Here is an 11976-nt window from a genome sequence, read left to right on the forward strand (position 1 = left end):
AAAATAGAAAATATCTACCGTCAAGTTTTTTCAGTAAATAAAGAATAGGAGTACAAGGGATGAATTTAGAAAGAATGGAAGAATTATTGTTTTACCGAAATCTTTTAGAAACAGATTTTGTACAGGATTTAAGGGACGATGCTCCCTATTCTGCCCTCTCCCGTCTCTTTCAAAACTATTCCAATATGCCAAAGGGAACAAACCTTTGGCATATTTTTCTTGCCGATTTTCTTTTGCAGGACGAAAATTCTCTAAGTTTATCTGCCGAAAAAAGAGGCTGGAGTCATTTCTCTCATCCGGAATTTATCCAAAGAGAAAGGGAAATCCTCTATTCCCTCTATCATTTAAACCTGTCTTTCTTCTTTCCGAAGGAACAAAAAGCTATCGATTCCGTATTTCGAGGAAAAGTTTCCGAAGCAGCCAAGACAGAGCACTTCCCCTCCTATTCCTACGAAGCACAGCTGCTTTCCTTTAACAATAAACTGGAAGCAGCAAAGGATGCTCAGGAATTCTCTTCTATTTTGGAAAGGGAATATAAGGAAAAAGGTGTAGGACTTTTCCGTTGTCATTCCGCCTTTAGCTTGGAAAAAGAAAATATTTTCGGTACAGGCTCTTCCGAATACTGTTTGGAAGGTCTTCCCTTGCAGAAGTATCCCGGATTCTCCACTCTTTTGGGCTATGAAAAGGAAATTTCCGCCTTGAAAGAGAATACAGAAGCCTTTTTGGCAGGAAAGAAGGCAAATCACGTCCTACTCTACGGAGATGCGGGAACCGGAAAATCCAGCTGTATGAAGGCGCTTTTGGAGGAATACCATTCTAAAGGACTCCGCTTTGTTTCTCTTTTCAAAAAAGATCTGGAGGGAATTCCCTTCCTCTTGCAAACCCTTAGAGAAAGACCTTATTTCTTTATTCTTTACTTTGACGATCTTTCTTTCGAGAATTTTGAAGTGGAATATAAACTGCTGAAGGCGGTCATGGAAGGAGGCTTGGAAGGAAGAGCAGACAATATTCTGCTTTATGCCACCTCTAACCGAAGACATTTGGTAAAGGAAAATCTTTCCGATAAAAATGATATCGAATACCAAGAGGACTTACACCATTCCGACACTACAGAGGAAAAGCTTTCCTTGGCAGATCGTTTTGGGCTTTCCATCCTCTTCCAAAAGCCGGCCTACACCCTTTATCAAAAAATCGTGCTTTCTCTGGCCAATAAATACAAGCTTTCCATTTCAGAGGAAAAGCTTCTAACCATGGCCAATGCCTGGTCTATCCGAAGAGGAGCCGCTACAGGACGAACAGCAGAGCAATTTATCCAGTCCTTACTGGTGCAGAAAAAGGACTAGGATTGTCCTCCTCCATCATCTCCTCATAGCCCTTTAGGGCGGCAAAGGGAGCGAATTGTGCAGCTCGGCTCTCCTTGGACATCCTCTTCCTAAGAAGGGGAATGGGATAGCTGGTATATAAAATGGATTGATAGGAGTTTTCTCCTATCTTTTCTTTTTTTCTATCTTTCATAATCCTGTCCTTCCACGATATTCTTCGCTATAGTGGATTCCTCCTTTCTCCTGATAGAAACCAAGTCCGAAACACCGCTGTTATGGCCTCCAATCTGCCGGTTTCTCTCCCTTCCTCTGGCTCCCTCCAGATACTGATAGCCCTTCAGTAAGGCATTCTTTCCGAATTTCTCCATGACCTCCAGGGCTGCTCCTCTGGCCTTCTCTTCCTTTTCCAAAAACTGCTTTTTTTCCACACATTCCTTTTCTTCCTCATCCGAGGTCAAAAAATGCTGAAATAAATCCAGCTGTCCCTCCGGCAAGGCTTCACAATCCCTTACATCCTCTGCGGAAATGCTGAGCTTTCTGATTCTTAATCTTCTGTCCATGATTCGGTCATAGATAGCCAAAACCGCCTCTCGAAAGGCTCTCCCCTGATTGCTCCTTTTCGGAAAATGATATAGACCATGGACGGATTTCGGTACCCTTTTTCCATAGTGATTTTGGACAAGCTTCCCTTCATAGCTTTCTCCTGCATTTTCCTCGTCAAAAGAAAGATAGAGTTGCACAAAGGCAGAGTCCTTCCCTTTCTTTAGTAAATCCAGTGCCAAATCCTCCGCCATCTCCTCTGCCACCATCCTCCCCTCCGTAAAGCCGTAGGGGGAAGGCAAAACCTGCCCGCTATGCAGACTGTTGCTTTTACTGTGAAAGGCCTTAATATCCTCTATCTTGCAAGTTTCATAGCCAAAGGCATGGTCAATTAAAAGCTCTGCCTGTATTCCAAAAAGCTTATACAAGAGTGCCTGATTTTTCTTTTCTTTACTGCCGGAAAGCGCCGCCAGAGCAATGTCTCCCATGGTATAGATTCCATAGTGGGCCAGACGGTTCTCTATCCCCCGGCCAATCCGCCAAAAGTCATGGAGTGGCTTATGCTGCCAAAGACTTTCCCGATAGGATTGCTCCGTCAGCATGGCCAAACGAATTCCTTCTTTAGAAGCTTGCATGTGCTTAGCTTCAATATCCATGGCTACCTTGGCTAGATAAAGATTCTCCCCTAAGCCGACGGTGGCAATCATGCCCACCTCCTCATAAACCCTTCTACAAATCTCCTCCGCCAAGGCCATACTGCTTTTTTGATAAATTCTCTCATAGGGCTTAAGATCCATAAAAACCTCATCCACGGAATAGACATGAATATCCTCTTTAGAAACAAATTCCAGATACACCTCATAAACCCGCCTGCTGTAAGCCATGTATAAAGCCATCCTGGGAGGAGCCGTAATATAGTTTACTGCCAAAAAAGGATAGGTCTTGCAATCAGAATCAAAGCAGGACTTTCCCACAAGGGGCTGTCCTCCGTAAAGCTTCACCCTTTGGTAATTGATCTTTCGTACCTTTTCCACCACCTCAAAGAGTCTGGCTCTTCCCGGAACACCGTAGGCCTTTAAGGCAGGACTTACCGCAAGACAGATGGTTTTTTCCGTCCTTTCCCCATCTGCCACCACCAAATAAGCATCCATAGGATCCAAGCCTCTTTCCCTGCACTCGCAGGAAGCATAAAAAGACTTTAAATCAATGGCCATATAGTGACAGGTTTTCTCCTCCTGCCGCCCTACTATTCCACGCCCAGCTTCTTCAGCATTCTTTTGGGCTTTTCTCTTCCGACTGTCTCCCTCATGCCTACCTCCTTTAGCTTCCTTTTGCGCTTCCCCATACACATCCATGGCTCTATCCTCATTCTTCTTCCTTTCCTTCTTTATTGTAAAACCAAACATTTGTTTTGTAAATAAAAAAGCAAACATTTGTTCTAAAAATGTTTGCTTAATCCTTTATATGGACTTTAAACCTTTTCCCCGGCATCAATTCTTTTCTGAAGCTCCGTCAAATACTCGAAGCGCTCATATTTTTCCAAAAGCTTTCCCTCCGCTTCTTCCTTCTGCTCCTGTAATTTCGCAAGATAGACGTAATCCCTGCCGTTGGCTTCGCTTTCCTTTTCAATAAAAGCAAGTTCTTCCTCCAAGGCGGCAATTTCCTCTTCAATATGCTCAAAATCCTTCTTCTCCTGGTACGTCATCTTTAAAAGCCTTGCCCCCTGCCAGGATTTCTTCTTATCCCCCTCGGACTTTTCTTCTCCTCTGTCCTCTTTGGACTCTGCCTTGCCGCCCTTTTCTACATTTTCCGCCTCTTCCTTTTCCTTCAAAAGCTGTACCTGGTAGTCGGTATAGCCTCCCTCAAACTGGCGAATCTGTCCATTTTCCTGGAAAATAAAGAGACGATTCACCATACGATCCAGAAAATATCGATCATGGCTAATCACAAACACAATGCCCGGAAAGCTGTCCAAAAAATCCTCCAGAACAATCAGGCTGCTTAAATCCAGGTCATTGCTGGGCTCATCCAGGAACAGCACATTGGGGGCGGACATCAAAATACGAAGCAGATAAAGTCTTCTCTTTTCTCCTCCGGAAAGCTTCTCAATGGGGGCGTACTGCATTTCCGGAGAAAAAAGGAAACGCTCCGCCATTTGGGAGGCGGAAATCAAACCTTCCTTTGTGGGCAGGTATTCCGCAATCTCCTTAATGCTGTCGATTACCCTTTCCTTTTCCGGCAAATCTTCATTTTCCTGACGAAAATAGGCAATCCGCACGGTTTGTCCGATTTCCACCTTTCCCTCATCCACGGGAATCTCTCCCAGAATCGCCTTCATCAGGGTAGACTTTCCTGCCCCGTTCTTCCCGATAATGCCGATACGGTCATTCCGTAAAAAATTATAGCTGAAATCGGAGAATAAAAGCTTATCTCCATAGCTTTTGCTCAGGTTTTCACAATTTATGGTACTCTTCCCCAGACGCACGAAAATGGAGGCAAGGCTCAGCTCTTCCTCCTCCGTTGGACCATGCATTTGGGAAAGCTTTTCATAGCGTTGCAGTCGTCCCTTTTGTTTGGTGGTTCTGGCCTTGGCTCCTCTTCGTACCCAGGCCAATTCCTTCCGAAGCAGGCTTTGCCTGGCTCTTTCCTGAGCCTTTTCAATATTGAATCGCTCCGCCTTTCTTTCCAAATAAGAGGAATAGGAGCATTCGTAGCGAGTAAAGCCTTCTCTTTCCAGCTCCACAATCACATCACAAACCGTATCCAAAAAATAGCGGTCATGACTCACCAGCAAAATCGCCCCCTTAAAGCGCTTTAATTTTTCCTCCAGCCACTCCGCCATTTCCTCATCCAAATGGTTGGTAGGCTCATCCAAAAGCAGTAAATCCGGTTCCGTATTTAAGGCCGCCAGAAGAGCCAGCTGTTTCTTCTGTCCTCCGGATAAAATCTTGCAGGGAGAATAGAAATCCTCCAAGCCAATCTCCTGCATAACCTTCTTGCCAAAGGCCTCTCTTTCCTGTTCTCCCATACGAAGGGCAAAGTTCTCCACCAGCGCCTCCAGGATGCTCTTCTCCTCCGGAAAACGGCTTTCCTGGGTAAGGTAGCTGATTTTCAAGCTCCTTCTTCGTACAATGCTGCCGCTGTCCAGCTCCTCTTCTCCGGCAATAATCCGAAGCAGAGTAGACTTTCCTCCACCGTTTCTTCCAATTAATGCCACCTTCTCTCCTTCTTGAATCGAGAAATGAGCATCGGAAAATAAAACTTTATTTTGAAAGCTTTTGCTGCCTTTTTCTATATTTACAATACTTCCTGCCATAGAATCTTCCTCTTTCCTCTCCTTTTTAAGAGATTTTTCCTTGCTATAATAGCAAAGGTACCGCTAAAATAGCAATGCACTGATGGAACTATAGTAGTAAGTGAGTATGCAAATAGACAAACTTTCCTCTTAAAAATCCATCTAAGCCTTCGACGACAAAGCAAGAAAAGGGGAGTGCCGAACTTGCATAAGTCCGGTAAGAAATCTAAGTTTTCTACAGCTTGCATTACTCAGCGTAAAGAAAGGAGCAGCATGTCTATTCGTCAATTCATTTTCCCCAAAGAAAAAACCAAGAATCTTCGTTTCTATGATGTTATCATCATTACCTTGATTTTATTCGGAGAATTTATTATTCGCTCCAATCAGCTATTTCTGGACAGCCTAAATGCTGTAAAGTCTGCTATGTTTTACGCTTTCCCCCTCTCCCCCATCCTTCTTAGCCAAAATACGGAAAGCATTACGGAAACGGTAGCGGAAACCGTGGATACCGCCACTGAAGGGGTAGCTTATTCCAGCAACCTGCAATTCCAGTTCTTTATGCTGCTTTTGGTTTTTCTGTATCTGATTGTTCGTAACTTTGACTTTAAACAAATCCCCTTCCGCTTTAAGCTCTCCGTGATTCCCTGGTACTTTGTATTGCTTGCCATTATGGGACTAAGTGCAGACGTTCTTTACCTTCTCTTTGACAACGGCTATAACTACTTCACCAAGGAAGTTCTTCTTTCCATGGATTTCTTTGAGTTATTTCGGAAAATAGCAGCCTTAAGCCCCGTTGCCATTATCTATGCTTTATTAAATGCCTTCTATGAAGAATTCTTCTTTTTGGGCTTACTGGGCACCGTAGACCAAAAGTACAAATGGCAAACCCTGCTTTACTCCACGATGATTCGTATATCCTTCCACACCTATCAGGGCATGACCTCCGCTATTATTATCGGTGTGGTATTCGGACTTTTGTACTATTACTTCTATACCTATAGAATCAAAAATCTCTTGCCGGTGGTGCTGGTACACTCCATGGCGGATATGTTCGGTTCAGGTTTTGTATATCTGTTTGCAAGGTTTTAGGAGAAAAATGAATAACAGCTTTAATAGTATACACATTGATGCCAGATACACATCCCCATAAGACCGACAAGGTCACTATCCCATTCCATACAAAAGAACTGCCTAAATTCACGAAATGTTCTATATATAAACAAGCAGGAATAGAGAGGAAGTAAATATGTTAAGTATATATCCGGCAATCTTTTACAAAGATGATAAGGGAAGATATTCTGTCTGCTTTCCCGATTTTGACGTTGCTACATGTGGAGATGATTTACATGATGCCATGAATATGGCTATTGAATGTCTTGCGGCACAAATTATATGGGCACAGAAAGATGGAGAAGTCCTTCCTACCCCCTCTTTTATGAAATCTATTGATCCTATCGCATATTCAAGAAGTCTGGGAACCGAACCACCATCCGATGGATTTGCAAGTCTCATTAGTGTTGATGTAGAAGAATACGCTAAACTGCATTTCAATAAATCTGTACGAAAAAGCCTTACCATTCCTCAGTGGCTAAATGAAAAGGCTTTAGCACAGGGAATAAACTTTTCTCAGGTATTGCAGGAGGCACTCTTGGAGAAAGTCGGAGGATAATAAGCAAGAACCCTAGGTTTCAAGCCGTTCTTGGCTTAATTCCTAGGGTTTCTTGTTAACAGGAGATGATGGATTCTTTCTTATCCTGTCTTGCGTACCTTAAGTAGGAAGGCTACATCCATAACTCCCGATTAGGCGAAAACCAAGCCTTTCTTTCAGCAGTCCTCACTCACAAAGGGCGACATTTTAGAGCCTTCAATTCCATAGCGCTTAAAAGATACTTACTAGACAAATGGCTTTTCTTTTTTCATAGCTTCCTACTAATTTATGCTGTGAATAACCACATCGCTCCTTTTTAGGCAACAAAATACCACCGAAGACCGGTGGTAGATTAGTTGTCTTTTATACTGTCGCCCGCACTTAATAGAGACCGTATTTATGCGCTATCTCTTCTACTTCAGCATCAAACTTTTCTTCGAGTTCTTTAGGAATCACGATTTTTTTAGATTCCTCAGCACTAGGCATCTTACTGTCATCAATGATGTATGACCAGCCCATCTTCTCAGCTAACATTTTTTCTCTATCCATTTAATCATCTCCTTGTGAATACTAGGTGTTCTGATCTCTCCAAAGCTTCAATAACCCGCATCTAAGCTTTCTCCTCGATTAAGTTGTCCGGTAATCCGGCTGAAAGTACTATGGTTTCATTGTATACCCTTTGAATATAATCGTCAATATTATCCACGGGCTTAGATGGAGTAAACAAAAGGCTCAAAGAAATACCTTAAGCACTTCAAGGATATATAGCAAAAATCGTGGGCGGTTTCGTGGGCGGTTTTATATGAGAAACGAGTAAAAAACTTCCATTTTCAGTAAAATCACATTACCAAAAAGTAAGCAAAAACCCTAGGTTTCAAGCCGTTCTTGGCTTAATTCCTAGGGTTTCTTAGTAGCAGGGGATGAGGGATTCGAACCCCCATCGGCGGTTTTGGAGACCGTTGCTCTACCATTGAACTAATCCCCTCTGCTTTAGAAAAGCAACGGTATGATTCTATGCTATTTTTTGAAGATTGTCAATGCCTCTCTTATATTTTTTACCGGAATCAAGCTAATGTCTCTCTTTTTCCCCTGTGTGGGCGCATGGTAAGCCGGTAAGAGAATTCTTTTAAAGCCCAGGCGAATGGCTTCTTCGATTCTGGATTCACTATGGCTTACTCCACGAATTTCTCCGGATAATCCTACTTCTCCAAAGACCATAGTGTCCTCCGGAATAGAAATATTCCTATAACTGGAAACCAAAGCCAAAAGCACCGCCAAATCTATGGAAGGCTCTGAAATCTTTAAACCTCCCGCAATATTGATATAGGCATCGAACTTAGAGCACTCAATGCCTAAACGCCTTTCCATCACAGCCAGGAGCATATGCAAACGATTATAATCTATACCGTTTGCAGTTCTTCTGGGAAGGCCGAAGTTAGTAGGCACCAAAAGCGCCTGGATTTCCATAAGAATCGGTCTGGTGCCTTCCAGGCCGCAGGACACTATGGAGCCTGAGCAGTCCAGAGCACGACCTGCCAAAAGTAGGGCGGAGGGATTTTCCACCTCGCATAGCCCCTTCTCTTCCATAGTAAAAACGGCAATTTCATTGGTGGAACCAAAACGATTTTTTTGTCCGTGCAGAATACGCAGCTGACTGTTCTGCTCTCCCTCAAAATACAAAACCACATCCACCATGTGCTCTAAAATCTTCGGGCCGGCAACATTTCCATCCTTGGTCACATGACCTATCACCGCAATGGTAATCCCTCGCTCCTTGGCAAGGCGAAGTAAGAAGGAAGTACACTCTCTCACCTGGCTTACGGAACCAGGAGAGGCTGTTACCTCTTCCAAAAACATGGTTTGGATGGAGTCAATCACCAGAAAATCAATTTCTCTTTCCTCCACCACTTCTAAGAGTTGATTTAAATTACTTTCGGACAGAAAATAAAGCTCTCCCTCCACTTCTCCCATGCGATTGGCTCTAAGCTTAATCTGCTTTAACGATTCCTCACCGGAGACATAGAGAACTCTCTTTCCTCCCTTGGAAGCCAGGTGCAGGCTTACGGCGAGGAAAATGGTGGATTTTCCGATTCCCGGATCTCCCCCTAATAAAACGAGGGAGCCGGCCACCAGGCCACCTCCCAATACTCTATCCAGCTCTCCGAAGCCGGTGAAAATACGATCTTCCTTGTCTAAAGGGATTTCCTCCAGCTTTTTCGCCTCTGCCTTTTTCAGGGGAAGCATAGTTCCTGCTCCCCCCGGTCTTTTTTTACTTTCTTTTGGAGCCTCCACCATGGAATTCCAGGCCTTACAGGAAGGGCACTGTCCCAACCACTTGATGGTCTCATAACCACATTCCTTACAGAAAAAAAGATTTAAACTTTTTGGCATTCTTCCTTCCTTTTTCTAATGCTGGTCTTTAATTTCTCTCCGTTTCTGTCCATTTTCACGGTAACCAAAGAGCCCTGAGGAATCTCACCCTCTAAAATGGCTTCAGACAGTAAGTCCTCCACCTGGGTTTGGATGGTTCTCTTTAAGGGTCTTGCACCAAACTTGGGATCATAGCCCTTTTCCACCAGGAAGTCCTTCGCCCCCTTATCTAAACGTAAGCCAAGATCCAGTTCTCCCTTTGCCCTCTTATACAGCTGAGACAGAAGGATATCCAAAATTTTGGACATATCTTCCTTACTGATGGGCCTAAAGACAATGATTTCATCAATACGATTTAAAAACTCCGGTCTGAAGAGATTTTTCAGCTCTTCCAGCACCTTGTTCTTCATATATTGATAGTCTTTATCCAGCTGTCCGGGAGTCGTATCAAAGCCTAACTTTTTCGGGCTGATAATCTGCTCCGCTCCTGCATTGGAGGTCATGATAATGATGGTATTCTTAAAGGAAACCTTTCGTCCCTGAGAATCGGTAATATGGCCGTCATCCAGCACCTGTAAAAGAATGTTCAGCACATCCGGATGAGCCTTCTCAATCTCATCAAAGAGAATGACAGAGTAGGGATTTCTTCTTACCTTCTCGGAAAGCTGTCCCCCCTCATCATAACCCACATATCCGGGAGGAGACCCGATCATCTTGGAAACACTGTATTTTTCCATGTACTCCGACATATCTACACGGATAAGGTTTTGTTCCGAGCCGAAAATCACCTCCGCAATAGCCTTGGACAGCTCTGTCTTTCCCACTCCTGTAGGTCCCAGGAACATAAAGGAGCCGATGGGGCGCTTAGGATCCTTTAAACCTACACGACCTCTCTTAATAGCTTGCGCAACCGCCTTCACCGCCTCGTTCTGTCCGATTACCCTTTCATGAAGAAGATTTTCCAGATTCTTCAGTCTTTCCGTCTCCGTTTCTTCCAGCTTCTTGGTAGGAATCTTCGTCCAATCGGAAACTACCTGGGCAATGTCCGACTCCCGAACGTGAAGACGATTCTCTTCCCTTTCCTTCTTCCAAAGCTCCAGTTCCTTGCTCAGACGCTTTCTCTTCTGTTCCTGTTTTCTCTTAATCTGAGAAGCCCCTTCAAAATCTTCCCTACGAATGCAATCTTCCTTTTCTTCTTCAAATTCTGCAATCTGGGCTCTTAGTTTTTTGATGGCTGCAGGCTCTCCGCTATTTAAAATGCGAATTTTGGAAGCAGCCTCATCGATTAAATCAATGGCCTTATCCGGCAAATATCGATCGTTAATATAGCGGGCACTAAGCTTTACCGCCGCCAGAATAGCCTCTTCTTCAATTACAACCTGATGATGCTCTTCGTAGCGCTCTTTGATTCCTTCCAGAATCTTGATGCTTTCCTCTTCCGTAGGTTCTTCAATGGTAATCGGCTGAAAACGTCTTTCCAGTGCCGCATCCTTTTCAATGTGCTTTCTATACTCCTCCAGGGTGGTTGCACCGATAATCTGCAGCTCTCCTCTGGCCAAAGCAGGCTTTAAAATATTGGCAGCATCCAGTGCTCCCTCAGCGCCTCCCGCTCCGATGATGGTATGAATCTCATCAATAAAAAGAAGCACCTCACCGTCTGTTCTTGCCTCTTGAATAACCTTCTTAATCCTTTCCTCGAACTCTCCACGGTATTTGGAGCCTGCCACCATGGCAGATAAGTCCAAGGTTAATAAACGCTTTTTTAAAATACTGTCCGGAACATCCTTTGCCGCAATTTTATTGGCCAGACCTTCCACCACAGCAGTCTTCCCCACTCCCGGTTCTCCCACAAGACAAGGATTATTCTTGGTTCTTCTGGACAGAATCTGAATCATTCGCATAATTTCCTGTCCGCGACCAACCACAGGATCCAACTTTCCTTCCTTTGCCAACGCGGTAAGATCACGGGAATACTGATCCAATGTCGGCGTCTGCACAGAGCGTACTTCCTTCTCTCTATTATTTCTCTCTTCCACCAGGTTGTCTCTTCCAATGGCGGAATTCAGCTGGGTATAAATCTTCTGCATGGAAACACCCAAAGTTGAAATAATTCGGGATGCCACACAGTTTCCATCCTTCAAAATGGCCATCAAAAGATGCTCGGTTCCCACCAAACGGGACTGTCCCTCTCTGGCTTCCTGCATCGCCTGCTCCAGAACTCTCTTGGCAGATGGGGTATAACCGCTGGGGTCTGCAAGAGAAACACCGCTTTCTCCGCTAACCATAAACTTGGCAATCATATCCGCAATCTTTTCTTCCGTTACGCCATTTGCCTTTAAAACCTTCCCTGCAACGGCTGTACCTTCCCGTACAAGACCTAAGAGGATATGCTCTGTTCCAATATATTGATGATGACACTCTTCAGCCACCTCTATGGCAAGTTGTAAAGACCTTTGCGCCTGTATCGTAAACTGATTCATCTTCTCCACCCTATCCTTTTCTATACAATACCGTTTCTGCTTTTATAGTCCCTAAAAGCAGTGTTGTCCAGTTAAAATTTTCTGATTGAATCTAAATATTTTATCATGATAGCAAAGCTTTTTGAATAGTCTGTGAAGGAGTCCTATGAGAAAAATTTTCATGGATAAAAAAATTCATGCAGTATAGCTCTAGGATAAATCCTACTTTTATGGCTATACTGCATGATAAACAGTCTCTTACAGTTCTTCGATTTCCAGCTCTACTTCTTTGGTATGCTCCAAAGAATCCTCTTTTTTATGCTTCTCTTTATCCGCCAATCG

The 11976-nt window shown here is 43.9% G+C and carries 10 protein-coding genes and 1 tRNA gene; 4 read left to right on the top strand and 7 right to left on the bottom strand.

What is annotated here, in order from left to right:
* Positions 1-59: 59 nt before the first annotated feature.
* Positions 60-1343: an ATP-binding protein gene (locus RYL27_RS02410; RefSeq protein WP_314964982.1), complete on the top strand. Its 1284-nt coding sequence runs from the start codon at positions 60-62 to the stop codon at positions 1341-1343.
* Here the strand turns inward: RYL27_RS02410 and RYL27_RS02415 are convergent.
* From RYL27_RS02415 to RYL27_RS02425, 3 genes are all read right to left on the bottom strand, one after another.
* Complete coding sequence (locus RYL27_RS02415) at positions 1309-1515, bottom strand: hypothetical protein (RefSeq protein ID WP_314964984.1); 207 nt, start codon at positions 1513-1515, stop codon at positions 1309-1311. The genes RYL27_RS02410 and RYL27_RS02415 overlap by 35 nt on opposite strands.
* Positions 1505-3217: a Y-family DNA polymerase gene (locus tag RYL27_RS02420; RefSeq protein ID WP_331667026.1), complete on the bottom strand. Its 1713-nt coding sequence runs from the start codon at positions 3215-3217 to the stop codon at positions 1505-1507. Before RYL27_RS02420 ends, RYL27_RS02415 begins: the two co-directional genes overlap by 11 nt.
* A 116-nt stretch (positions 3218-3333) precedes the next feature.
* On the bottom strand, positions 3334-5178 hold the full coding sequence (locus RYL27_RS02425; RefSeq protein WP_314964986.1) for an ABC-F family ATP-binding cassette domain-containing protein: 1845 nt from the start codon (positions 5176-5178) through the stop codon (positions 3334-3336).
* Positions 5179-5430: 252 nt separating this feature from the next.
* Here RYL27_RS02425 and RYL27_RS02430 point away from each other — a divergent pair, with 252 nt between their 5' ends.
* From RYL27_RS02430 to RYL27_RS02440, 3 genes are read left to right on the top strand one after another with little or no spacing between them, the layout of a single operon-like run.
* Positions 5431-6246, top strand: a complete 816-nt coding sequence (locus tag RYL27_RS02430) for a CPBP family intramembrane glutamic endopeptidase (protein WP_314833184.1) — start codon at positions 5431-5433, stop codon at positions 6244-6246.
* Positions 6247-6284: 38 nt separating this feature from the next.
* The gene (locus RYL27_RS11450; RefSeq protein ID WP_314964988.1) at positions 6285-6401 is read left to right on the top strand and encodes a type II toxin-antitoxin system HicA family toxin; all 117 of its coding nucleotides are present in this window, start codon (positions 6285-6287) and stop codon (positions 6399-6401) included.
* A gap of 2 nt (positions 6402-6403) precedes the next feature.
* On the top strand, positions 6404-6826 hold the full coding sequence (locus RYL27_RS02440; protein WP_314964990.1) for a type II toxin-antitoxin system HicB family antitoxin: 423 nt from the start codon (positions 6404-6406) through the stop codon (positions 6824-6826).
* A gap of 360 nt (positions 6827-7186) precedes the next feature.
* Here the strand turns inward: RYL27_RS02440 and RYL27_RS02445 are convergent, their stop codons facing one another.
* The 4 genes from RYL27_RS02445 to RYL27_RS02460 form a co-directional block, all read right to left on the bottom strand.
* A complete protein-coding gene (locus tag RYL27_RS02445) occupies positions 7187-7354 on the bottom strand; it encodes a hypothetical protein (RefSeq protein ID WP_314964992.1) in 168 nt (55 codons plus the stop codon).
* A 365-nt stretch (positions 7355-7719) separates the two neighbouring features.
* Positions 7720-7790: transfer RNA gene (locus RYL27_RS02450), tRNA-Trp, on the bottom strand.
* Between the two features lie 32 nt (positions 7791-7822).
* The gene (radA, locus tag RYL27_RS02455; RefSeq protein ID WP_314964994.1) at positions 7823-9196 is read right to left on the bottom strand and encodes a DNA repair protein RadA; all 1374 of its coding nucleotides are present in this window, start codon (positions 9194-9196) and stop codon (positions 7823-7825) included.
* Positions 9181-11655, bottom strand: a complete 2475-nt coding sequence (locus tag RYL27_RS02460; RefSeq protein WP_314964996.1) for an ATP-dependent Clp protease ATP-binding subunit — start codon at positions 11653-11655, stop codon at positions 9181-9183. Before RYL27_RS02460 ends, radA begins: the two co-directional genes overlap by 16 nt.
* Positions 11656-11976 lie beyond the last annotated feature (321 nt).

It is taken from the genome of Oribacterium sinus (genome assembly GCF_963537195.1).
In the GTDB taxonomy this organism is placed as follows: domain Bacteria; phylum Bacillota; class Clostridia; order Lachnospirales; family Lachnospiraceae; genus Oribacterium; species Oribacterium sinus_A.

Excerpts from the sequence above, each read along its gene's own strand:
- RYL27_RS02410 (WP_314964982.1), top strand. The coding sequence starts at position 60 with ATGAATTTAGAAAGAATGGAAGAATTATTGTTTTACCGAAATCTTTTA.
- RYL27_RS02415 (WP_314964984.1), bottom strand. The coding sequence starts at position 1,515 with ATGAAAGATAGAAAAAAAGAAAAGATAGGAGAAAACTCCTATCAATCC.
- RYL27_RS02420 (WP_331667026.1), bottom strand. The coding sequence starts at position 3,217 with ATGGATGTGTATGGGGAAGCGCAAAAGGAAGCTAAAGGAGGTAGGCAT.
- RYL27_RS02425 (WP_314964986.1), bottom strand. The coding sequence starts at position 5,178 with ATGGCAGGAAGTATTGTAAATATAGAAAAAGGCAGCAAAAGCTTTCAA.
- RYL27_RS02430 (WP_314833184.1), top strand. The coding sequence starts at position 5,431 with ATGTCTATTCGTCAATTCATTTTCCCCAAAGAAAAAACCAAGAATCTT.
- RYL27_RS11450 (WP_314964988.1), top strand. The coding sequence starts at position 6,285 with ATGCCAGATACACATCCCCATAAGACCGACAAGGTCACTATCCCATTC.
- RYL27_RS02440 (WP_314964990.1), top strand. The coding sequence starts at position 6,404 with ATGTTAAGTATATATCCGGCAATCTTTTACAAAGATGATAAGGGAAGA.
- RYL27_RS02445 (WP_314964992.1), bottom strand. The coding sequence starts at position 7,354 with ATGGATAGAGAAAAAATGTTAGCTGAGAAGATGGGCTGGTCATACATC.
- radA (WP_314964994.1), bottom strand. The coding sequence starts at position 9,196 with ATGCCAAAAAGTTTAAATCTTTTTTTCTGTAAGGAATGTGGTTATGAG.
- RYL27_RS02460 (WP_314964996.1), bottom strand. The coding sequence starts at position 11,655 with ATGAATCAGTTTACGATACAGGCGCAAAGGTCTTTACAACTTGCCATA.